At 68.9% G+C, this 22,474-nt stretch carries 22 protein-coding genes and 2 tRNA genes; 13 read left to right on the forward strand and 11 right to left on the reverse strand.

Annotation, left to right across the window (positions count from 1 at the left end):
- From menB to CCR79_RS06555, 5 genes are all read left to right on the forward strand, one after another.
- A complete protein-coding gene (gene menB, locus CCR79_RS06535) occupies positions 1–852 on the forward strand; it encodes a 1,4-dihydroxy-2-naphthoyl-CoA synthase (protein WP_201170053.1) in 852 nt (283 codons plus the stop codon).
- Between the two features lie 2 nt (positions 853–854).
- Positions 855–1,862, forward strand: coding sequence for an o-succinylbenzoate synthase (gene menC, locus CCR79_RS06540; RefSeq protein WP_201170056.1), 1,008 nt, complete (start codon positions 855–857; stop codon positions 1,860–1,862).
- A 2-nt stretch (positions 1,863–1,864) separates the two neighbouring features.
- On the forward strand, positions 1,865–3,238 hold the full coding sequence (locus CCR79_RS06545) for an AMP-binding protein (protein ID WP_242510849.1): 1,374 nt from the start codon (positions 1,865–1,867) through the stop codon (positions 3,236–3,238).
- Between the two features lie 113 nt (positions 3,239–3,351).
- Complete coding sequence (locus CCR79_RS06550; protein ID WP_201170063.1) at positions 3,352–3,732, forward strand: MAPEG family protein; 381 nt, start codon at positions 3,352–3,354, stop codon at positions 3,730–3,732.
- A gap of 98 nt (positions 3,733–3,830) precedes the next feature.
- Positions 3,831–4,391 carry a Spy/CpxP family protein refolding chaperone gene (locus CCR79_RS06555; RefSeq protein WP_201170065.1) on the forward strand — a complete coding sequence of 187 codons (561 nt, stop codon included), beginning with the start codon at positions 3,831–3,833 and terminating at the stop codon, positions 4,389–4,391.
- A gap of 66 nt (positions 4,392–4,457) precedes the next feature.
- On the opposite strand, the gene CCR79_RS06560 is transcribed toward CCR79_RS06555, so the two are convergent.
- Entirely contained in the window at positions 4,458–5,507 is a 1,050-nt protein-coding gene (locus tag CCR79_RS06560; protein WP_201170067.1) for an AI-2E family transporter, read from the reverse strand.
- A 101-nt stretch (positions 5,508–5,608) separates the two neighbouring features.
- A complete protein-coding gene (locus tag CCR79_RS06565) occupies positions 5,609–7,642 on the reverse strand; it encodes a transglycosylase SLT domain-containing protein (protein ID WP_201170069.1) in 2,034 nt (677 codons plus the stop codon).
- Between the two features lie 155 nt (positions 7,643–7,797).
- Here CCR79_RS06565 and CCR79_RS06570 point away from each other — a divergent pair, with 155 nt between their 5' ends.
- Together CCR79_RS06570 and CCR79_RS06575 are read left to right on the forward strand one after the other, a co-directional pair.
- Positions 7,798–8,823, forward strand: coding sequence for an alpha/beta fold hydrolase (locus CCR79_RS06570; protein WP_201170072.1), 1,026 nt, complete (start codon positions 7,798–7,800; stop codon positions 8,821–8,823).
- Between the two features lie 30 nt (positions 8,824–8,853).
- A complete protein-coding gene (locus CCR79_RS06575; protein ID WP_201170074.1) occupies positions 8,854–10,164 on the forward strand; it encodes an NAD(P)/FAD-dependent oxidoreductase in 1,311 nt (436 codons plus the stop codon).
- 13 nt (positions 10,165–10,177) lie between these two features.
- On the opposite strand, the gene CCR79_RS06580 is transcribed toward CCR79_RS06575, so the two are convergent.
- From CCR79_RS06580 to CCR79_RS06590, 3 genes are all read right to left on the reverse strand, one after another.
- Positions 10,178–10,254, reverse strand: a tRNA-Arg gene (locus tag CCR79_RS06580).
- Between the two features lie 30 nt (positions 10,255–10,284).
- On the reverse strand, positions 10,285–10,824 hold the full coding sequence (gene moaB, locus CCR79_RS06585) for a molybdenum cofactor biosynthesis protein B (RefSeq protein WP_201170076.1): 540 nt from the start codon (positions 10,822–10,824) through the stop codon (positions 10,285–10,287).
- A 5-nt stretch (positions 10,825–10,829) separates the two neighbouring features.
- On the reverse strand, positions 10,830–10,970 hold the full coding sequence (locus tag CCR79_RS06590) for a hypothetical protein (RefSeq protein WP_201170078.1): 141 nt from the start codon (positions 10,968–10,970) through the stop codon (positions 10,830–10,832).
- A gap of 120 nt (positions 10,971–11,090) precedes the next feature.
- Here CCR79_RS06590 and CCR79_RS06595 point away from each other — a divergent pair, with 120 nt between their 5' ends.
- The 4 genes from CCR79_RS06595 to CCR79_RS06610 all read left to right on the forward strand — a co-directional run bounded on the left by CCR79_RS06595 (position 11,091) and on the right by CCR79_RS06610 (position 14,848).
- The gene (locus CCR79_RS06595) at positions 11,091–13,289 is read left to right on the forward strand and encodes an AsmA family protein (protein WP_201170080.1); all 2,199 of its coding nucleotides are present in this window, start codon (positions 11,091–11,093) and stop codon (positions 13,287–13,289) included.
- Between the two features lie 4 nt (positions 13,290–13,293).
- On the forward strand, positions 13,294–14,370 hold the full coding sequence (mutY, locus tag CCR79_RS06600) for an A/G-specific adenine glycosylase (RefSeq protein ID WP_201170082.1): 1,077 nt from the start codon (positions 13,294–13,296) through the stop codon (positions 14,368–14,370).
- Between the two features lie 74 nt (positions 14,371–14,444).
- Positions 14,445–14,717: an oxidative damage protection protein gene (locus CCR79_RS06605; RefSeq protein WP_201170085.1), complete on the forward strand. Its 273-nt coding sequence runs from the start codon at positions 14,445–14,447 to the stop codon at positions 14,715–14,717.
- Positions 14,718–14,772: 55 nt separating this feature from the next.
- Positions 14,773–14,848: transfer RNA gene (locus CCR79_RS06610), tRNA-Phe, on the forward strand.
- Positions 14,849–14,946: 98 nt separating this feature from the next.
- On the opposite strand, the gene CCR79_RS06615 is transcribed toward CCR79_RS06610, so the two are convergent.
- The 3 genes from CCR79_RS06615 to CCR79_RS06625 form a co-directional block, all read right to left on the reverse strand.
- Complete coding sequence (locus tag CCR79_RS06615; protein WP_201170087.1) at positions 14,947–15,789, reverse strand: transglutaminase-like domain-containing protein; 843 nt, start codon at positions 15,787–15,789, stop codon at positions 14,947–14,949.
- Between the two features lie 130 nt (positions 15,790–15,919).
- Complete coding sequence (locus tag CCR79_RS06620) at positions 15,920–17,074, reverse strand: alpha-hydroxy acid oxidase (protein ID WP_201170089.1); 1,155 nt, start codon at positions 17,072–17,074, stop codon at positions 15,920–15,922.
- A 215-nt stretch (positions 17,075–17,289) separates the two neighbouring features.
- Positions 17,290–17,937 carry a hypothetical protein gene (locus CCR79_RS06625; protein WP_201170091.1) on the reverse strand — a complete coding sequence of 216 codons (648 nt, stop codon included), beginning with the start codon at positions 17,935–17,937 and terminating at the stop codon, positions 17,290–17,292.
- A 167-nt stretch (positions 17,938–18,104) separates the two neighbouring features.
- Between CCR79_RS06625 and CCR79_RS06630 the strand changes: the two genes are divergently transcribed.
- Positions 18,105–18,629 carry a c-type cytochrome gene (locus CCR79_RS06630; RefSeq protein ID WP_201170094.1) on the forward strand — a complete coding sequence of 175 codons (525 nt, stop codon included), beginning with the start codon at positions 18,105–18,107 and terminating at the stop codon, positions 18,627–18,629.
- A complete protein-coding gene (locus CCR79_RS06635; RefSeq protein WP_201170096.1) occupies positions 18,626–19,996 on the forward strand; it encodes an ABC1 kinase family protein in 1,371 nt (456 codons plus the stop codon). Before CCR79_RS06630 ends, CCR79_RS06635 begins: the two co-directional genes overlap by 4 nt.
- Before the next feature lie 10 nt (positions 19,997–20,006).
- Here the strand turns inward: CCR79_RS06635 and CCR79_RS06640 are convergent, their stop codons facing one another.
- The 3 genes from CCR79_RS06640 to menA form a co-directional block, all read right to left on the reverse strand.
- Positions 20,007–20,876: a PH domain-containing protein gene (locus CCR79_RS06640; RefSeq protein ID WP_201170098.1), complete on the reverse strand. Its 870-nt coding sequence runs from the start codon at positions 20,874–20,876 to the stop codon at positions 20,007–20,009.
- Positions 20,877–20,885: 9 nt separating this feature from the next.
- On the reverse strand, positions 20,886–21,353 hold the full coding sequence (locus CCR79_RS06645) for a DoxX family protein (RefSeq protein ID WP_201170100.1): 468 nt from the start codon (positions 21,351–21,353) through the stop codon (positions 20,886–20,888).
- A 123-nt stretch (positions 21,354–21,476) separates the two neighbouring features.
- Positions 21,477–22,403: a 1,4-dihydroxy-2-naphthoate octaprenyltransferase gene (gene menA / locus CCR79_RS06650; protein WP_201170101.1), complete on the reverse strand. Its 927-nt coding sequence runs from the start codon at positions 22,401–22,403 to the stop codon at positions 21,477–21,479.
- Between the last annotated feature and the right edge of the window lie 71 nt (positions 22,404–22,474).

The raw sequence follows: 22,474 nt of genomic DNA on the forward strand, positions 1-22,474 counted from the left end.
ATGAGCGAAGAGCACCCGAACTCCATCGAAACGGCGCTGGACTGGACCGACTGCTCCAGCGGCTACACGGACGTCCTCTATCACAAGGCCGACGGGATCGCGAAGATCACCATCAACCGCCCCGAGGTGCGCAACGCCTTCCGGCCGCGCACCGTCCTTGAGATGCAGCAGGCCCTCGCCGATGCCCGCTTCGACCAGGAGATCGGCGTGGTCATCCTGACCGGCTACGGCGACCTGGCCTTCTGCTCGGGCGGTGATCAGCGGGTGCGCGGCGACTCCGGCTACCAGGACGAGCAGGGCACCCACCACCTGAACGTCCTCGACCTGCAGCGCGACATCCGCTCCTGTCCGAAGCCGGTGATCGCCATGGTGGCCGGCTACGCCATCGGCGGCGGCCACGTGCTGCACCTGATCTGCGACCTGACGGTGGCCGCCGACAACGCGCGCTTCGGCCAGACCGGACCGCGGGTGGGCTCCTTCGACGGCGGCTTCGGAGCCAGCTACATGGCCAGCGTCGTCGGCCAGAAGAAGGCCCGGGAGATCTGGTTCCTGTGCCGGCAGTACGACGCCGAGCAGGCGCGGGCCATGGACCTGGTCAACAAGGTGGTGCCGCTGAAGGACCTGGAGCGCGAGACGGTGGCCTGGTGCCAGCGCATCCTCGAGCACTCGCCCATCGCCCTGCGCGCACTCAAGTCCGCATTCAACGCCGGCGTCGACGGGCAGGCCGGCATCCAGGAGCTGGCCGGCAACGCCACCATGCTCTTCTACATGACCGAAGAGGGGCAGGAGGGCCGTAACGCCTACCTGGAGAAACGCAAGCCGAACTTCCGGCGCTTCAAGCACAACCCCTAACCGTGTCCACGCAGCTGCGCTCGGTGGAGGTTCGCCGCTACCGGGTGGCGCTTCTGCCCGGCACGGCCCCGGTTGCGGAGCGCCACGGCGCCCTGCTGTTCTGGGAGGGCGAGGAAGGATGCCGGGCCATCTCGGAGATCGCCCCGTTGCCCGGGTTCAGCACCGAGGGCCTGGACGAATGCATCGACGCCTGCCGGCACTTCTTCGCCGCCGGTGCCGAAAGGGCCGCCGGCGAGCTGCAGCAGGCCACCTCCGGCACCGGCGTCCCCGAGGCGCTGCGGGCGCTCCCACCGGCCGCGCGCTTCGGCCTGGAGGCCGGCTGGCTGCAGTGGGTCCACCCTCCCGGAGAGACGCCGCAGGTGACCAGCTGCCGCCTGATCGGCCACGAGCAACGCCGCATCGACGCACCGGTCGGCCCCTGCGTTAAGGTGAAGGTGGGCCGGGCCAGCGTGGCGGAGGACGCACGCCGCTTGGCGTACATCCTTGACCGGCTGCCCGCTACCACGCAGCTGCGACTGGACGCCAACCGCAGCTGGACCCCCGAGGAGGCGGCACGCCTCTGCGCCGGGCTGCCCGCGGAGCGCGTGGCCTTCATCGAGGAGCCGCTGCGCCCGGGTGCCTCGTACGCCGGATGGTCGTCACGGACAGCCATCCCCTTCGCCTGGGATGAGACACTCCGCGAGCATCCGGACGCCGACCTCACCACCGCCGGGCTCGGTGCAGTGGTCCTCAAGCCGATGCTGACCGGGTTGACCCGCACCCGCGCGTGGATCGACGCCGCCACCAGCGCCGGTGTGCAGGTGGTGCTCAGCGCTGCCTTCGAAAGCAACATCACCCTGGACCTCTACGCCCGGTTGGCCGCGAGGTGGGGGCTGCAGGCCACTCCGGGACTGGATACCTTCGGCGCCTGGCCCGAGGCCCTGCTCGAGCCCCTGCGCAGCCAGCCCGGGCACACAACCAAGCCGGTACGCCGGCGTGAGCAGCTCACTGCGGAGGCCCCGCTGCTGTGACCATGCCCGCCCGGTTCCCGTGCCGACTGACGCGGGCCAGCCACCGCTGGCCGCAGCACCCGGCGCTCATCGAACCGGGGTTCTGCTACACCTTCGCAGCCCTCCACGAGGCGGTCAGCCGGCGCGCCCGGGCCCTGCAGGAGCAGGGCCTCGGCGCCGGGACATGGACCTCCCTTCGCATCACCACCGACACCGCCGGGGTCATCGACTGGCTGGCCGTGTTGCGGGCCGGCGGGCGTGTCCTGCCGGTCTCGGAGCGCATGCCGGAGGCCGCCCTGCAGGGGCTGCTGGCCGGGCACGGCATCTCCGGTCTGATCCCAGCCCCCGGCGCCGAACTCCGACACACCGGCGAAGGCCCGCCCGGCACACCCGCTGCGGACCTGCAGTGGCGCTTCAAGGCCGACGCCCCCTGCGCCGGGGTGGCCACCTCCGGCTCGACCGGGACGCCGCGCATCGCGGCACACAGTTACGCCAACTACGTACGCAGCGCCCAGGGCGCCCTGGCATACCTGCCGCTGCGCAGCCCGAATCGCTACCTGCTCTCCCTACCCCTGTTCCATGTGGGCGGGCTGGGGATCATCTTCCGCTGCCTGGAGGCCGGGGTACCCATGGTCGTTGGTGGTCGCAGCGAGGACGCGGCCTTCCTGAGCACCCACCGCATCAGCCATGTCTCCATGGTGGAGACCCAGCTGCGCCGCCTGCTGCATGCGGCCGACACCCCCCTGCCCTTCCTGCGCTGCGTGCTGCTCGGCGGCGGGCCGGTAGCGGCCGATCTGCTGGAGCAGGCGCAGGCGCGGGGGGTTCCGTGCTACATGAGCTACGGCCTGACCGAGATGACCGCTCAGGTGGCCACTTGGCCTGCGCTGCGCGGTGGCGGACGGGTCCTGCCCTTCCGCGAGCTGCGCATCGACGAGGGTGAGATCCGCGTGCGCGGCGAGACGCTCTGCCCGGGGTACCTTGACGGCGGCAGCGTGGCGCCGCTGACCGACGGGGACGGCTGGTTCTCAACCGGCGACCTGGGGTACTGGCATGCGGGGCGCCTGGTGATCACGGGACGCCGCGACAACCAGTTCATCAGCGGCGGCGAAAACATCCAGCCTGAGACCATCGAGGCGGCTCTCCGCGAGCACCCGGTGGTCCGCGAGGCGGTGGTGGTCCCACGCAGCGATCGCGAGTTCGGCCAGCGCCCAGTGGCGTTCGTGCAGACGAACGGCGACGAGCTCCCCGTGAGCGCATTGCGCGAGTGGCTGCGAGCCCGACTGAGCCCGCACATGACCCCGGTTGCCTGGCACCCGCTGCCCGAGACGCGGGGACTCAAGATCCGCCGGGCCGAACTCATTGAGCGGGCCGAGCAGCTGCGCAACGAGACCGGCTGAGCGCCGGGCCCGCCGGCATCGTCGACGGGACAATAGGCGGGGAGGCGCGGATTGCCCTAGACTGGGGCCGGAGGCCCCCGGACGGGGGTCGCAGCCAGTGGAAGGAGATGCCCATGTCCCTCGGCTACTGGATGGTCCTCGTCGCCGCCATCCTGCCCATGGCCTTCGCCGGCGCCGCCAAGTTTGGTGGCGGGCAGTTCGACAACACCCGCCCCCGGGAGTGGCTCGACCGCCAGGAAGGGTGGCCAAAGCGCGCCCACTGGGCCCAGCAGAACGGCTACGAGGCCTTCCCGCCCTTTGCGGCGGCGGTGATCATCGCCCACCAAGTCGGCGCGGCGCAGGGCGTGATCGACACCCTGGCGGTGCTCTTCGTCCTGCTGCGAATTGCCTACGGGCTGTTCTACATCGGCGATTACGCGAGCCTGCGCAGCCTGGCCTGGATGGCCGCTTTGGCCTGCGTCATCGGCCTGTTCCTCGCCGCCGCGGCGGCCTGATCGGCCGCCCGACCCGTTTTCCACAGGACCCGGCGGCGGCACCGCTGCCGCCGGATCACGCATCGATGGAGAGAGCGACTCTCAAGGGAGGCATGACCATGGCAGGACGAGTTCGCGGCAGCAGAAGAACCGCATCCCTGATCGCCCTCGCTACCGCGGCGCTGCTCGGCAGCGGGCTGGCAGCGGCTCAGGCCGATCGCGGCGCCGGCATGGGACAAGGTTTCGGGCCTGGAGGCCCGGGTGCCGGAGCGATGCAGCAACCCGGCATGGGAATGGGCATGGGCTCCGGCCTGGGCTACGGCGCGTGCTGGGACTGGATGCGCGGCGGTTTTGAGGGCGGCTTCGGTGATCCACGGACGCCCCTCTGGGAGCTGGAGCTTGAGGGCGACAAGCTCGCCGAGATGCGCAAGCTCCGCCGCGCCTACCGGGAGTTCGAGGCCCACGTAGGGGTCGAACTGGCCGAAATGCGCGACGATATGGCCGAGCTGATGGCGGTCGAGCAGCCGGACCCCGACGCCATCGAAGAGCTCCATGGCCGCATGTCCGAGCTGCAGGGCGAGCTGTTGGCCGAGCGCGTGCGCATGCGCAACGAGATGATCGGACTGCTCGACGCCGAGCAGCGCGAACGCTTCCGTGAGGAGTTCGGCCCGCGGCGCTGACCGCCACGAGGTCGCTGCAGGCCGCCCCGGATCGGGCACGCCCGATCCGGGGCGGGGCCGTGCGGGTCAGCCGATGCGCTCGTCGGCGCGATCGCTGAGCAGCGCGGCGATCCAGCGGGTCTCGGGCTGCGCCTCAAGGGCCAGCTTGGCGATCATGGTCAGCGGGATCGACAGCAGCATCCCTACCGGCCCGAACACCCAGCCCCAGACCATCAACGAGATCAACACCACCAGTGGCGACAGCCCCAGAGTCCGCCCCATCAATCGCGGCTCGGTGATGGAACCGATGGCCACATTCACCGCCACGTAAAGGACGACGGTGAGCACCGCATCGAGCAGCCCTCCCCCGAGCAGGGCCACCACCACCGCAGGGGCGGCAGCAATGATCGACCCGACCGTGGGGATAAAGTTCAGCAATCCGGCGAGGATGCCCCAGAGGATCGGGAAATCCACCCCAATCAGCCAGAGCCCGGTGCCGATGATCACGCCGGTCAGCGTGCTGGTCGCGCTCTTGATGAAGATGTAGCGATCAACGGCGTGGAGGAACCGGCGAGTGCGCACCCGCGCCCGACGACTGGCCGGGAAGGCCACCGAGAGCTTGCCGGGCAGCGTGCTCTCCTCGAGCAGCAGGAACATGAAGGCGAGCAGCACCAGGAAGGTGGCCGCCGTAAACTGGCCGATGCCGCTGGCGATGGTCGCCGCCGCATCGGTCAGCGTACCCACTGCCGGCAGCGGCACCTCCTCGGGGAGGGCCTCCGGCGGCACACCCATGGCGACGACGTAATCGCGCACCTGACCGAAGACCACGGTGAGCTGCTCCTGATACTGCGGCGCTTGCGCAGCCATGGTCTCCACCGCGCCGCGCAGGGCGAGGAAGAGCAGGAAGAAGACCAGCCCCACCCCCAGGAAGAGGATCATCACCGCCACCGCTGCCGGCACGCCGCGGCGCTGCATCCAGTTCAGCGGGGTCGCCGAGGCGATGGCCAGGAACGCGGCCAGCAGCAGCGGATTGACGATGCCGGAGACCGCCTGGAGCCCGGCCAGGATGATCACGAGCGCAGCCCCGCCCACCAGCCAGTGCCAAGAGGAGGGTCCTTTCTGGTTGAGTACGGTCACGTCGGTTTCCCTAACGCTTGAGCGACTCCGGAAACGCCCGGGTGCAGCAGAGCCGCGACCGGGCGAACGGGGGATCAGGGTAACAGGGCGCGGCGCGCCGCTCAGTCCCGCAGAGGATCGTCAGACCCCGGCAGCGGGCCATCCGCCGGGTGCCGGCTCAGGCGCACCGTGGCCGGTTCCCGGTCGTCCGTCGGCTCCCCGTAGACCAGGGCCATCTCCTCGTGCGTGACCACCGAGGCCACCGGTTCCAGCCCGCCTAGGTGGGCCAGGATCGTGCGGTAGGCAAGCACCGCTTGCACGTATCGCCGGGTCTCGTAGTAGGGGATCGACTCGATCCAGACATCCAGAGGGCGTCCATCCCGCTCCAGCCACCCCGCGACACGGCTCGGACCGGCGTTGTAGGCCGCCAGTGCCTTCGGCCGGTTGCCTTCGAAGCGCTCCAATAGCCGCTGCATATACTCGGCACCGAGGCGCACATTGAGTTCCGGATCGTTCAGCGCCCGGGCATCCGGCAGGGGCTCACCGTTGGAACGGGCCATCTGGCGGGCAGTACCCGGCAGCAGCTGCATCAGCCCGCGGGCCCCCGCCGGCGAGACGGCATCCCGATGGAAACCCGACTCGCGCCGGGCGACCGCCATGAGCAGGCAGGATTCGATGCCGGTCTCCGCGGCCGCCCGCCGGAAGGCATCCCGGTAGGCATGGGGGAAACGCCACTGCAACGCCTCGTGGGCCCCGGCGCGGTTGGCGGCGACCACCGCCAGCTCGTGCCACCCCTGCCGGTAGGCGTGGGCAGCTAGGGCGCGTTGTTCCGCCGCCTCACGGCCTTGCAGCAGGTGGCGCCACTCGTCCCGGGCCAGACGCAGTTCACCGACACCGTGGAGCAGGCGGACCCGCAGGAGGGCGGGATCCGGAGCAGGCGGATCCGGTTCCGGGCGGACCTCGCGCAGCGCATAGGGCCGCCCGACCCGTTCGGCCGCCATGAACCCCCAGAACGAGCGCTCCCCCGCCGCCTCCCGCCAGTGCTCACCTGCCAGCGCCGGGTCTCCCAGCTCGGCCCGCGCCCGACCCAGCCAGTACTGCCAGCGCGCACTGCGTGCGGAGGCCTCGGGCAGACGGGTGTACCAGTAGACCAGGTCGGTCCACTGCTCCTCGATCACCGCCCGGCGCATGCGCTGCTCGAGCAAATCGGTATCGTCCTGCTCGGCCAGCCACCGGTCGACCCAACCGCGGTTCTCAGGGATGCCCCGGATGATCGAGTACCAGGCAACCCGCTCAAACACCTCCCGCCGCTCGCCCGCGGGCAGCTCGGCAAGCCCGTCGCCACTCTGCTCCAGATAACTGCGCGCGGCCGCGGTGTCCACGCGGGCCAGCCGGTAGAGCCCGTCGGCAGTAAGCTGTCGACGCAGCCGCGGCGGCAGACCCTCATCGAGCTCGATGATCCGCGCCGGATTTCGGTCGAGCCGCTGGAGCCACTCGGCGGCGACCAGCCAGCGCTCCCCACCGAGCAGCCCCTCGAGATAGCGCATCAGACCCGCCTGCTCGTTGCGAAAGGCCAGACGCATACGCTCCCAGACAGCCCGGTCGTCGATGACGCCAGCCCCGCGGGCTGCCTCGAATAGCCCGTCGCATGCTGACGGCCGCGAGACCCCGGCGTGCCAGGTGCGCCGGGCAAAGGCGAGGGCCTCTCCCCGGCGCGTTTCCAGATGGGCCTGCCACCAGTGACAGCGCAGAGCCAGGCGGGCGGGTGGCTCGTCGGTCACCCGGCGCACCGCCGCGTCGTCCCCCGCCTCGGCGTAGCGACGCAAGGCGACGCGCTTGAGGACATCGGCCAGCGGGGTACCGGCATAGCGCTGGCGGTAGGCCACCACACGCTGCGGATCGACCTCGGGGAGCGCACTGCGCAGACGGTGGAAGTCGAGGTAGGCGGCCATCGGGTGGGCATCGCCGAGACAGGGCTCAAGCTCGGCCACGCGGGACCAGTCATCGGCGCGCGCCGCCTCCAGGGCCTCGTGGAAGCGCTCGCCGTAGTCGGCGTCCGGGCAGCCCCGCTCCGGCCCGGCGGTCCCCGCAGAAAGGCCGAGCATCAGGAACAGTGCCGCCAGGACGAAGCCGCGATAACCGCCGGAAGGGACCATGCTCTGCCGACTCCGGCGCAGGTGCGCGTGGTTGCCAGGCTCCCGTGAACGCTAGCGCCGCCGCGCGACCGGGTCAACTGCACAGACCGCCGCACGCGGCAAGCGCCGCCACGGCCGTGGTAGCCTTGGCCCGGAACGGAAGACCAGCAAGGGGGATGAGCGTGGGGACAGTCGGCACCATCCTGCAGGGCATCGGTATCGTGGTCGGCGGCCTATTCATACTCGCGGGCCTGGTTCTCGCCATCGGGCCGTTCATGATCCCCACGCAGCCGGCGGACGGGGTCAAGGACGGCCGCGAACTCGGCGGTGACGACAGCCGCTTTGTCTCGATCTCGTTCCCCGGTTACCCCGACGGGCTGCAGCTGCACTACGTCGCCGCTGGCGAAGAGCACGCCGATACCGGGCGGCCGGCCTGGCTTCTCCTGCACGGCTTCTCGTTCAGTACCGTGACCTGGGAACCGCTTCTGCCGAAACTGGGACGCGACCGCTACACCGTGGCCTACGACCAGATCCCCTACGGGCTGAGCGACAAGCCCGACTATCCCGGCGAGGGACCCAACCCCTTCACCCTGGAGGCCGACGTCGACCACCTGTTCAGCCTCATGGATGAACTCGGCCAGGAGGAGGCGGTGTTGGTGGGCAACTCCGCCGGCGGGGTGATCGCTCTGGAGGCGGCACGCCAGGCACCCGAGCGGGTCGCCGGTCTGGTGCTGATCAACCCAATGGCCGCCCTAGAGCGACCCACGCTACCCCAGTGGCTGGCGCAACTGCCGCAGGCCAAGCGCCTGAGCCTGCTGGGAGGGCGCTGGTTCGGGAAAAGCACCGAACTGCTCGAGCGCTCTTATTACGACGAGGACGCCATCACCCCGGAGCGCGAGGCCCGCATGACCATGCACACCGCCATGGCCGGCTGGGACCGGGCCTGGGGGCAGCTGATGCACCGCTCGCTGACCGACGCCCTGCAAGTGCGCGGCCCCCTGGCAGGCATCGAGACCCCGACGCAGGTCATCATCAGCGTCGAGGACGAAGTCATCCCTGCCGCGGATTCCCACCGCGTGGCTGACGCCCTGCCCAACGCCGAGCGGGTGGAACTGCAGGCGTGCGGCCACCTCCCGCAGGAGGAGTGCCCGGCAAAGGTGGCGGAGGCCATTGAGCGCTGGCGCGAACGGCAGGGTCTCTAGCCCGCAGAGTCCGCACCCAGGAGGAGCAGTATGAGCGCGGAACATCCGCAAGTGGTGGTGATCGGCGCCGGCCTGGCCGGCCTGGCCGCAGCCCGCGATCTGGCCCTGGGTGGTGCCCACGTCCGGTTGCTGGAAGCCTCCAGGGAGGTGGGCGGGCGGGTTCGCACCGACCGCCTGCGCCTCGATGGCGGCTTGGCCGACGATCAGGAGCCGGCCTTCCAGCTGGATCGCGGTTTCCAGGTCTTGTTGACCGCCTACCCGGAGCTGCGCACCCGCGCTGACCTGGGCGCCCTACGCCTGCGCCGCTTCGCCCCCGGGGCCCTGATCCGGACCGAGGGCGGCCTGCACCGCCTCAGCGATCCATTCCGCGCCCCGCAGGCGCTGTTGAAGACCCTGCGGGCGCCGGTGGGCAGCCTGGGCGACAAGGTGCGCATCGCCCGGCTGCGGGCGCGTCTGCGCCGCGGCGATCCCGAGAGCCCCCTGTACGGACCGCAACGCAGCAGTGCCGAGTCGCTCACCGCCGAGGGCTTCTCCGGGCCGATGATCGAGCGTTTCCTGCGGCCGCTGTTCGGCGGCGTGCTGCTCGACCCGCAGCTCCAGACCTCGGCCCGGCTGCTCAACTTCGTCTTTCGCATGTTCGCCGAGGGCGATGCGGCGATCCCCGCCGCTGGCGTGGGCGACCTACCCCGGCAGCTGGCAGACCAGCTGCCCGCGGAGCGGGTGACACTGCGGCTGGGCACCGCCGCCGAGGCCATCGAGGATGGGCCAAGCGTGCGGCTTGCGGACGGTGAACGGCTCAGCCCCGATGCGGTCGTTGTAGCCACCGACGGCCCGGCTTTCACCCGACTGACCGGGCAGCCCACCGCCGCCGGCCGACCGGTAACCTGTCTGCAGTTCGCCGTCCCTGAGCCACCGGTCACCGACCCACTGATCCTGCTTAACGGCGAGGGCGAGGGGCCCGTCCTGCACCTGGCGGTGCCTAGCGTGGTCGCGCCGGAGTATGCCCCAGCCGGCTGGCACCTAGTCAGCGCGACGGTGCTCGGGGACGCGCAGGATCTGGACGACCCCACCCTGCAGTGCGAGGCCGTATCGCAGCTGCGTGACTGGTTCGGGCCGGTGGTCGATCATTGGCGGCCTCTGCGCCTAGAGCGCATCCCGTACGGACAACCGGTCCAGGCACCGCCTGCTCTGACCGAGCCCTATCAGGGCGCGCGGCTCGGCGGGGGCCTCTATGCCTGCGGCGACCACCGGGCCCACGGATCGCAGCAAGGCGCACTGCGCTCCGGCGCCCGCGCAGCGGACGCGGTTCTTTCGGATTGCCGCGGGGGCGATTGGCGTTAAGCGATGGGGAAGGTGGCCCGCCCGGCAGGATTCGAACCTGCGACCTTCGGCTCCGGAGGCCGACGCTCTATCCGGCTGAGCTACGGGCGGTAAGGGGTGTAGCGTACCGAATTTCGGGCGCTACGCCAAGGGCTCCGAACCACGCATGCGGGGCAGCAAGGTCGCAAAATTGCACGGCCGGGTGCGGGCATCGAGCTGATCGGCGAGCACTCGATCCCACGCGGTGCAGCACCCGCCGGTGGACCCCGGCAGGGCAAAGATGAGCGTAGCGTTGGCCACACCCGCCACGGCCCGCGACTGCAGGGTGGCGTTGCCGATTTCCTCGAAGGAGCGCTGCCGGAAAAGCTCGCCGAAGCCCGGGATCTCGCGATCAAAAAGCGGCCTGATCGCCTCCGGCGTCACGTCGCGGGCAGTGAGCCCAGTCCCACCGTTGATGAGCACCCCGTCCACCCGATCATCCGCAACCCAGGCCGAGACCTCGGCGCGGATCCGATAGCGATCATCCGGGACGATGGTCCGACCGGCCAGGGCGTGGCCGGCTGACTCAAGCCGCTCCGCCAGCGCGGCCCCGGAGGTATCCTCCGCCAACCCCCGGCTGTCGGAAACGGTGAGCACCGACAGGGCCAGGGGCTTAAACACCTCGCCGGCGTGTCCTGCCACCTCGGCTACTCCTGCTGCTCATCGGGGTGGACGGGCGCCTCACGCTCGGTGGCCGGGGGGATCATCTCCTCCGGATCCCAGATGAAGAACGTCCAGACCAGCATGAGGATCATCAGGGCAACAACCACGTACAGGTAAAAACGCATGGCGGACTCCGCGAAGACCTTACCGGTACGATACCAGCCCACGTATCCTCGGGGACAAGCCTGACGGCGTGGCACGATAGAATGCCAGCCATCGGACACGTTCAACGCAGGACTCGGTTTATGCCCTGGATACTCAAGTGGTTCCTCTACGCCGTGATCGGGCTGTTCGCCCTGCTGGTGGCGACGGCAACGCTGATCAGCGTGATCCTCGACCCCAATGACTACCGGGACGACATCGCGGCTGCCGTTCAGGAAGAGACCGGACGGGAGCTGACCATCGACGGGGACATCCGGCTCTCCTTCTTCCCGTGGCTGGGGGTCGAAGCCGGCCGCGTCACCCTCGCCGACCGGGACGGATTCCACGAGGACCCCTTCTTGGAGGTGGAACGGGTGGACGCGGCGGTGCGTCTCCTGCCCTTGCTCTGGGGCCAGCTCGAGACACGGCTGGTCAGTGTCGAGGCTCCCATCGCCCGGCTCATGATCAACGAGGAGGGCGAAGGCAACTGGGAGGACCTGGTCGCGCGGTTCGCCGAGGAGGAAGAACCGCCGGCGGAACCGACGGACGGGGCACCGCTCGGCGAGCTGCCACCCATCCTCCGGGATGCCGCCTTCGGCGGACTGCAGGTCCGGCGCGGGCAGCTGTTCTGGGAGGACCGCAGCATCGATGACCGCAAGGAGGTGGAACGCTTCGACCTGGACATCGAGGCGCTGCGCCTTGGGCGCCCGGTGGCCGTGCAGTCGAGCTGGGTCGGCCAGGGCGAAGATCTGCCCCGAATCGACGGTCAACTGCGCCTGCAGGCCACCCTGGACGAGGCCCTGGAACAGTTCGACCTGGACGGACTCGAGATGCTCATCGAGGCCCAGGGGGCCGAGGTGCCCGGCCGCCAACAGCGTCTGGGTGTGACCGGCCACGGCAGCATCGGCCTGGGCGAGACGCTGCGGGTGGACTGGCCGGAGCTGGAAGCCACTGCCGCCGGGATCACCCTCCAGGCGGCGGCCGACCTGGAGATGGATGAAGACGGCGCCTTTGGCGGCATCGACTGGCAACTGCCCGCGTTCAATCTGCGCACAGCCCTAAGCCGGCTGGACGTCGGCATGCCCACGCCGGCAGACGCCACGGCGCTGACCCGTGTCGGCGGCACGGGACGGATCGAGCTGGATGGCCAGCAACTGTTGCTGCCCGAATTCGGCTTGGATGTGGATCAATCGCGCATCGAGCTCGACGGCGGGATCGAGAACTGGACCGGCCCGGCCATGACCCTCAATCTGACCGTCGACGAGATCAACCTGGACCGCTACCTGCCCGCCGAGCAACGGCGTGCCGTGGACGAGCCGACGGCGCCGGATACCGGCCTGCCCGATCTCGAGGAGGTCGCTCTCGACCTGCCGCTGGAGCCCCTGCGCACCCTAGCACTCAATGGCGGGCTGGAGATCGGCGCCCTGACCCTCTCCGGGCTGCTGATCGAGGACATCCGCGGAGATCTCAGCGGCAAAGACGGCCGCGTGGGCATTGCCGGCATGGAGGCTCGCCTCTACGAGGGCGAGTATCGCGCCGCCACCTTCCTCGATGCCCGCGGCGACTATCCGTACTTCGAGCTCGACCACCGCCTGGATAACGTGCGGTTCGCACCGCTGCTCGAGGACCTCCTCGAGCGGGACTGGCTCCACGGCCGGGGCCGCTTCGCTCTGCGGGGCGAAGGCGGCGGCGAGAACCTCTACCAGCTGATCGAGGACTTCCGCGGCGATGCCGAGCTGGATGTCAGCGAGGGCGCGGTGCTTGGCCTGAACATCCCGCACATGTTCCGCGAGGGCGTGGCCCGAGTCCGGGCCCAGCCGAGGCCGGAGCCGCCGGAGGACGAGGCACGCACGGATTTCGGATCCTTGACGGCAGGCTTCGAGCTGCGCGACGGCGAGATTCACAACGACAACCTGCGCGCCGAATCGCCGATCCTGCGCGCTCGCGGCGCCGGTCACGCCAACGTGCTCAGCGAGACCATCGACTACCGCGTGCGCCTATCGGTGATCGACAACCTGGAGGACGCCGACGGCCGACCGATTCGCGAGCTCAAGGACATCACCGTACCCCTGGAGTTCAGCGGTGACCTGTTCAGCCCACGCATCCGCTTCGACCTCCGCGCTGCGCTGACCGAGCAGGAGATCCGGCGTCTGCGCGAGGCCCAGCAGCGGCTCGAGGAGGCCGAAGAGAAGGTCCGAGAGGGCTTCCGGGAGCGGATTGAACAGGAGCTCGAGGAGCAAACCGACCGCGCCGAGGACCGCATCCGTCAGGAGGCGGAGAGCTTCCTGCGGCGGCTGCGCTGAGCGGATGCGCCGCTGGGCCACCCCAGACCGCTGCCAGGCGCTTCAGGAGCAACTGATCGCGTGGCAGCGGCAGCACGGGCGAAACGACCTGCCCTGGCAGCAGCCGGCCACGCCCTACCGGGTGTGGATCTCCGAGGTCATGCTGCAGCAGACCCGGGTCGAGACCGTCGTACCCTACTTCGAGCGCTTCATGGGGCACTACCCGGACGTAATCGACCTCGCCCACGCCGAACTCGACGATGTCCTCGGGCTCTGGGCCGGGCTGGGCTACTACGCCCGTGCCCGCAACCTGCATGCCGCCGCACAGCGAATTGAGGCCGATTGGAACGGTCACCTGCCCGACGAGCTCGCGGCCCTGCAGACGCTGCCTGGTATCGGCCCCTCCACGGCGGGTGCCATCCGCTCGCTGGGCCACGGCCTACCCGCGCCGATCCTCGACGGCAACGTTAAACGGGTGCTGGCGCGGCTCGCCGGCATCGAGGGCTGGCCCGGGCGCAACCCGGTCGCGCGGGAGCTGTGGGCGCTTTCCGCCGCCCTCATCCCTGAAGACGACTGCCGCCGGTTCAACCAGGGGCTGATGGATCTCGGGGCACTGGTCTGTACGCCGCAGGAACCGGCGTGCCTGCTATGCCCCCTGGCCTCGGCGTGCACGGCCCGGGCGGCGGGCCATCCCGAGGCCTACCCGGCCCCCCGACCGGCGCGCCGGCGCCCCCGGCGCCAACGGCAGCTGCTGTTGATCGAGCACACCGACACCCTGCTGCTGGAACGCCGCCCAGCCACGGGCATCTGGGGCGGGCTATGGTCCCTGCCGGAGTGCCAGCCGGACGAAGACCCGTTGGCGCGGGCACAGGCGTTGGGCGCGCACTGCGAACCGGCCGGAAGGCTACCCGAGCGACACCACGCACTGACCCACTTTGAGCTGATCCTGCAGCCGGTGCGGCTGCGCTGGCACACAGCGGCAACCGCCGTCGGCGAGCCCACCGCCCAACGCCGCTGGTTCCGTCCCGGCCAGGAGACGTTGCCCGGACTGCCGGCACCGATCCGGCGGATCCTCCGCGATGCCGGCTATCCGGTGACCTGAATCCAGGTACGCTGGCAGCAACATGGACCGGGTCGGTACACTAACCGGACGCTTACATCCATCAAGAGGGCAGCATGTCGAGAAAGGTGCACTGCGTGAAGCTCCAGCAGGAGGCCGACGCCCTGGACCGCCCACCGTACCCCGGCGAGCTGGGCCAGCGGATCTTCGAAAACGTAAGCAAGCAGGCCTGGAGCATGTGGGTCCAGCAGCAGACTATGCTCATCAACGAATACCGGCTCACCCCGGCCGACCCCAAGGCCCGCGCCTTTCTCGAGCGCGAGATGGAGAACTTCTTCTTTGGCCAAGGCTCGGCACCACCGCCGGATTTCAGCCCTGATGGCAGCTGAAAACGGCGCCGCCCCTTGACTCGGGGGGCGGTTTCAGCTTGAATACGCAGCCGATGGCCGGGTAGCTCAGTCGGTAGAGCATGGGATTGAAAATCTCAGTGTCGGCGGTTCGATTCCGTCCCCGGCCACCATTTCTCTTTCCCGCGGCGTCCTGCAAAGCCCCAACGCCACCTTAGCCCCCTGTATAGCTGAACCCTGAGGCACAGGCGCTGTCTCTTCAGACCCCGGGTCAGCCAACATCCCGTGCGGATCGTTCCACCCCGGCGGCGAAGAGACCTGCGTCAGGACCGGAGATCGGCTCAACCTGCACCTGCATCACGCTCGGCACGACGGACGGTCCGAACTGGTGGAAGACCGGGGCATCGGCCGCATCGCGGCCGTGCCCGAGTTGAACCCGCGCACCCTCAAGGGTCTCCCTGGTCGGATCAAAGGTAAACCAGCCACCACCAACATACGCCTCGAACCAAGCGTGAAGGTCCATCGGCTCCAACCCCTGGAGATAACCCGTCACGAGGCGCGCCGGGATACTGAGGCTGCGGCAGAGTGCAATACCCAGATGCGCAAAGTCACGGCAGACCCCCGCACGGCGTTCAAGGACCTGCTGCGCTGAGATCGGCTCCGGATCCGTTGTCGGCTGGTATGCGACATTGTGATAGATCCACGTCGCGATGGCTGCCACCTGGTCATAGCCGGGTGACTGGCCGGCAACGATATCGCTCGCCTGCGCAAGGAGTCGGTCCGATTCACAATAGCGGCTGGGCAGCAGGTGGATGAGTGTTTCCTGGGGAAGGTCCTGTACGGGCACGAACGGCGCGCCCGGCTGCTGCTCGACGCCAGCCGGCACGCGAACATCAGCGCTCACCGACACCGTAAGCGCTCCCGCAGAAGCGAGCAGGCGCTGGCAGGCATTGCCGTAGAGGTCGCGGTACTCCGTGATGGGCAGGCTTGGCCGCACGGCGTAGCGATCCCGGGCCACCCACTGCCGTCCACTGCTGCGTGCACGCAGCATGAATAGCATGAGGCTCTCGCCCTCCAGCTCGAGTTCCAGATGGCAACTGACTCGTAACCACATGCTTGCTGCGGGGCCTCCTCGGCAGCGCCTTTGAGAGATGCTTGGGAGGCTTCCTGAGCCCGCCCGCATCTGCTGACTGCATGGTTTTGGCGGACAGCGACGGCGGTGCCGATGGATCGACGCGGACCGCCTATCGATAGCGCAGATGATCCCGTGTCAACTGATCCAGCGACGTAATCCCCATCAGCTTCATGTCACGGATGACCTCGTTGTAGAGATTGTCAAGCGCTTTCTCGACCCCCGCCTGGCCACCGGCGGCCAGCGCGTAAAGGTACAGGTGACCGCCGGAACAGGCCGTGGCGCCGGCAGCAAGCGCCTTGAGGATGTGAGTACCGCGCTGGATGCCGCCATCACATATAATGTCGATCTGCCCGCCGACGGCGTCCGCGATTTCCGCGATCTGATCGAAGGGCGCCCGCGAGCCATCGAGCTGCCTTCCCGCATGGTTCGAGACCATGATCGCCGAGGCACCGATATCCACCGCCCGCCGCGCATCCTCCGGGCTCATCACGCCCTTGAGACAGAACGGTCCTCCCCATTGGGCGCACAACTGCTCGGCGTGCCGCCAGGTCAGCCCCTGATCGAGCATGGTCGAGAAGTACTCGCCCACCGAGATGGGGACTTTGCTCCCCTCGCGCACGTGGGTGCTGAGCTGCGGCAGGCTGAAGGGCTCCCTGGTGTAGTAGTTGAATGCCCAGCGCGGGTGCCAAGCGAAGCTAGCCAGGCTGCGCAGCGTCAGTCGCGGCGGTGAAGTGAAACCAGTGCGCAGGTCCCGCTCACGATTCCCCCCGGTGATGGTATCCACGGTCAGCGTCAGAGCCTCGAAACCGGCGGCCTGGCAACGCTCGATCATCGCCCGGTTCAGCTCGCGGTCCTTGTGGAAATAAAACTGGAACATCTTCGGCGTGGAGTAACGCTCGCCGATCTCCTCAATGCTGACCGTACCGAGCGACGAGATACCGAAGAACGTATGGTATTTCTGCGCGGCTGCGGCCACCGCGCGCTCACCCTGGTAGTGAAACAGGCGCTGGAGCGCGGTCGGCGAGCAGAATACGGGCATGCCCAGCCGCTGCCCCATCACGGTCACCGAGGGGTCGACCTCCTCCACCCCGGCGAGCACGTTCGGTACCAGATCGCACCGCTCGAAGGCCTGGGTATTGCGCCGATAGGTGATCTCGTCCTCGGCCGCCCCGTCGATGTAGTGGAAGATGGGCCCGGGCAACCGCTTGCGGGCCAGCTCGCGAAAGTCACTTACATTACGGCAGTCTTTGATGCGCTCGAACATGCACCTCTCCCTCGGCTTCGCGGCTATCCACCGCGTCCCTGGCAATCTCATCGCCACCGACCATCCCGCGCGACGCGACGCGAGGGACCAGAGTAATCACCTATAGCATAGCGCCGGTGCATGCCTGACAACCCGCTTCGATTGCGGGAGAGCGACAAAACGGGGAGGGGGAGAACTTCCAGCCAGCGCACCGCCGCCAGGGCGGTGCGCACCCGTCAATCGCGGGGCAGTCGCCCGCCGTTGAGCTGGCGCAGGATGCGCTGCCCGATGAGCTCGAGCCACAGCGCCCCACGCTCGGCCTGCGCCAGCGCATCGGCGCGCAGGGCTTCCAGGCGCCCCCAGTAGCGCACCAGTAGCCGCATGGTCGCCCAAGCCAGGAAAAACCCCAGACCGTAACCGAGGATGTCGACCAGAGCACCGGGTGCACCGCCACCACCCAAAGCGATCAGGATCCCCCCGTAGAGGATGCCCATCGGGACGAACAGGCCGACCCCCACCACGGCCTCCAGCGCCGTGCGCACGGCGTGACGCGCGGCCCCGAGGTGAGCACGCAGATCCTTGCCCTCCGGAGCACTCAATCCGAGCAGGGGCCACAGTCCGGCGCGGTGGCCCAGGAAGCGCCCAACCCCCATGGCAAAGAGCAGCGCCCAGGCCGGCACTGCGGCGACCGCGGCGGTCACGACAAGGACCACAGCCAGGACCAACGGCCCGAGCAGCACGGCCACCGGCGAGCCGCGTTCCAGGCCATGGCCGGCCCAGATGGCGTCCAGGAAGGCCATCCCCACCCAGTGCAGCAGGTAGTAGATCAGGATGGCGAACACCAGTGCTGCCAGCCCGATCCAGGACTCGCGACTCCAATGCATGGGCACTCCCCCGAATGAATCCTGAGCCACAGCTTACTGATTCCGACTCCGGCGGTGCCAGGGGCAAAACACCCTCGCCGGGACCCTATCGGTGCAGCGTGACGGAAGACCGCACTCCGCCTACACTGCAGAGATAGAGACGCCGGTCTGAGCAAGAGGAGTGCACCATGCACGTGCGGTACTGGATGTTGGTGATCATCGCCGCGGGCCTGCTGGCCCTTTCGGGCTGCAACGATTCATCCGCCCCTGAAACCCCCGAGACGGACGAGACGGGCGATCAGGAGGCGCATTTCGAGCCGGCCGAGGATCCGATGGAGGGCGCCCGCGAGGAGGCGGCAACCGAGGAAGGAAACAACAGCGTGTCGACCGACGAGGCGACATCGGCCGATGAGGAAGCTGAGGCACAGCCAGTGGCCGACCAAACCGAACAGGGCAATGAAGACCACCCCGGACTCGCCATCTACCGCAGTGGCACCGCTCCGAGCTGCCGTTCGTGCCACGACCGCGGCATCGCCGGTGCGCCGGTCCTCGGGCAGGAGGCAGACTGGGCGGACCGCTCGCGCGACATCGACGAGCTGCTCGACGCCACCCTGCGGGGCAAGGGCGCCATGCCGGCCTACCGCGGGCGGGCCGATGAGGACGAACTGATCAAGGCCATCGAGTACATGCTCTCGACCCTCGACAACGCATGAGCGGCAGCGGTGACGAGCGCCGCAGCCGGGCTGTACCCAGCAGCCGGTGGGGTCGCCTCTATCACTTGGGGCGGGCCACCGGCGATCTAGCTCTGGGGATCGGCTGGAGCGGCCTGCGCGACCTGACCGGGGGCGAAGAGGGCCAGGGCCGGATCGAGCTCTCCCCGGAGCGCGCCCGGCGGATTACCGACCGACTCGGGCGCATGCGGGGCGCCGTGATGAAGATGGGCCAGTTGATGTCCATGGACGGCACCGACGTACTGGCCCCCGAGATCGCGGAGATCATGGGCGCACTGCGCCATGAGGCGGAGGCGATGCCGCTAAGCCAGCTCGACAGCGTCCTGCGCCGCGAGTTCGGCAAAGGGTGGCTCAAGCGGTTCCGTGATTTTGACTTCACCCCCGTAGCCGCCGCCTCGATCGGCCAGGTCCATCGTGCCGTGGCCGCCGACGGGCGGGAACTGGCGCTGAAGATCCAGTTCCCCGGGGTGCGCGAGAGCATCGACAGCGACCTGGACAATCTCGGTTTCGTGATGCGTCACAGCGGCCTCATGCCGCGCGGCCTACGCGTCGAGAGCCTGCTCGACGAGGCGAGGCGCCAGCTTCACCAGGAGGCCGACTATGAGGCGGAAGCCGACGCCCTGGAGGCCTACGACCGGGCGCTGGGCGACGACCCGGAGATCACCCTGCCCGGCGTGCACCGGGACCTGACCACCCCCCGGGTGCTGGCCATGGACTATGTCCACGGCACCCCGGTCGATCAGCTGGCCGGTCGGGGCGGCGAGCCGGCTTCCCTGTGCGATCATGCGGCCTCGTTGCTCAGCCGGCTGGCGTTGCGCGAGCTCTTCGAGTTCCGCCTGGTGCAGACCGACCCCAATTTCAGCAACTTCCTCTACGACGCCGAACGCGGCTGCCTGGTGCTGCTCGATTTCGGCGCCACGCACTCGGTGCGCCCCGAACTGGTCGAAACCTATCGGCGCATGGGGCGCGCCGCTCGGGATCGGGACCGTGAGGTCTTGCAGTCGTGCGCACGGGAACTCGGGTATCTGGAGCCTGGCGCGTCAGCGGAGCAGGAGGGGGCGCTACTGGAGCTGCTGGAGATGACCAGTGAGCCGCTGCGTCACCAAGGGGCCTACGACTTCGGCGCGTCGGACCTGTTCGAGCGGGTCTACCACCGGGGCCGGACCATGTTCTTCAGCGACCGCTTCGCCGGGACGCCAGCCTCCGATACCCTGTTCCTGCACCGCAAGTTCATGGGCACCTTCATGCTCTGCCGGCGCCTGCAGGCACGGGTCGACCTGCGCGGCCTCATCGACCCGTACCTGGCGGACACCGGGGTCGACTCGCCACCGCGGCCGACTACGGGGTAACCGCGAGGGCCTACAGACCTCGATCGACGATGTGGCGCAGACCGTCGGGATCGACAATGCCCGGCACCTTGAAGCTGGTGCCGTCCTTGCAGACGAAGCTCAGGCGTCCGTATCCGAGGATGCGCCCCATCCAGCCGTAGTAGACCCCGACGGCCTGGATATGCTCACGCTCGAAGACACGCGCCGTGCGCACGATCAGACCGGTACCGGCGATCAGCTTGTTCGGCGTCAGCTCCAGCTCGGTGTTGAGGAAGATGCTGAGCGAATGGGCCGCGGTGCCGGGCAGCACGATCAAATAGAGGATGGTGGCCAGGACGTACCCGAAGGTACCCAGAGGCGCCAGCACGAGCAGCAGCGTCGCGGTCAGCACCAGGATGGTGGGCAGGAAAACCCCCCAGTGCACCTCGGCCTGGTAGACGATTGGCTCGCCCGGATCGCGCACCGTATCCGCCAGACGCTCTCGATCGCGCAGGGAGAAGGCCAGCAGCCCCAGTATCACCGCCGGCGGCAGCAGCATGGTTCCGGCCACCAGCAACATGGTCCCGGGAGCGGTCCCGAACCACGCCACCCCGATGACCAGGCACAGCAGCGACGCGAAGGCGATACCGCCGGCGCTGATGTACAGCCGGCGCCGCCAGCACAGGCCATCACGCACGCCCTCGGCCGAGTGCCGCGGCCACCAGCGCATCAGCGCCGAGACCAGCGCAGCCGGGAAGAGGACGACGAACGCCAGCAGGAAGCCGAATGCACCCTCGCCCCAGACGATGAACGTCCCGACCAGGGCGACCAGCGCACCGATGGCCAGGGCAATGTTCAGCCAGCGCCCCAGCCGGCTTTTCCAAGTTCCCTCCGCGGGCGTGGAAGCCTCTTCCTCGCTCATGGCACCTCCTCAGGGGGTCAGCCGCGCGACACGCTCGCGCACCAGGTGGTCAACACCGAGCCGGCCGGAACCGACCAGCATGAACGCCAGGGCGACGAAGGCGTAGAGCACGGCCATCTCGGCGCTCGGGCCATCAACGGCGAACAGCGGGTCGCCCGCGGCGAAATGCACCCCGAAAGCGGCAACCAGCATGGTGCCGAGGATCACCGCAGCCGCGGGGCGGGTCAGCAGGCCGGCGGCGAGTAGCAGGCCTCCGATCAACTCGGCGATCCCCGCCAGCCAGGCAAAGAACAGGGGCACCGGCAGGCCGATGCCCTCCACCATACCGACGAACCCCTCCTGGGGCGGGATCTTGGGCAAACCGTGGCCCACGGCCATCATCAGTCCGGCGCCAACCCGCAGCGCGGTCAACCCCGCATCAGCGACCAGCGTAGCCGGGGCCACCCCTCCGAAAAGCAGATCTCGCGCCGTTTGCATGATCGCTAGCCTCTCTCCTGTGCCTATTGAATCCGTGCGGTGACGACCAACCGGGCGGTCAATCGGACCATAACGCTTGCCCCGGATGCCTTCAACAAGCATCCATGGCGCCGGGCCCGGCCCCTAGGCGATCCCGTGGAGGTAGGCCCCGGCGACCAGCCCCGCGCCGGCGACGAGGGCGAGCAGCAGCTGGAACACCCCGGTACGGGCCAGGCAGCGATTGTAATCCTCGCCGCTGCTCGCACCCATCAGCGAGCGCCAGATGCGCACCCCGAAGGGCAGCACGGCCAGCCCCAGGGCCGCACCGGTCCACGGCACCCCGAACGCGGCCAACCCGAGCAAGCCCAGCGCCACGCCAGCCAGCAGCCCGCCGAACAGCCAGACCGATCCCAAGGGCCCTAGCAGGATGGCCAGCGTCCAGCGCCCGGCCTCACGGTCTCCCTCGCGGTCGCGCAAGTTATTGACCAGGAGCACCGCGGCCGCGGGCAACCCGACGGCCAGTCCCATCACCAGCGCCGGGGGGCTGATCGCCCCCGTATACAGATAGACCACACCACCGACGGCAACCAGCCCGAAGAAGAAGATGACGAACAACTCGCCGAAGGGGCCGCGTGAGATCGGGAACGGCCCCCCGGAATACGCGTAACCGGCCAGCACCGAGAGGATACCCAGCACCAGGATCGGCAACCCGCCGATGGCCACCAGGTAGGCACCGCAGACCAGGGCCAGAGCAAAGGCGCTGTAGGCGGCCGCCATGACCTGGCGCGGGGTGAGCCAACCGCGCTCGGTAACCCGCACCGGACCGATCCGCTCGGCGCTATCGGTCTGATTGAGGGTGTCGGCGGCATCGTTCTGCAGATTGGTTCCGATCTGGATCGCCGCGGTGGAAAGCGCCGCAACCAGGGTCACGTCCAGGCGCAGGACACCACTTTCCACCCAGCCCACAGCGGAGCCGGCGAGGATCGGGGACAGCGAAAGCGGCAGCGTGCGCGGCCGGATCGCGTGCCAGGCGATCGTTGGCCAGGACGGGCGCGGGGACGTTTGCGTCATCGACCGATCCATGCGAGAACCTGTTCAGCGGCAAGAACGAACGGAGCGCGAACCGCGCCGGGATGCGGCGA

This window comes from Halorhodospira halophila, assembly GCF_016653405.1.
In the GTDB taxonomy this organism is placed as follows: domain Bacteria; phylum Pseudomonadota; class Gammaproteobacteria; order Nitrococcales; family Halorhodospiraceae; genus Halorhodospira; species Halorhodospira halophila_A.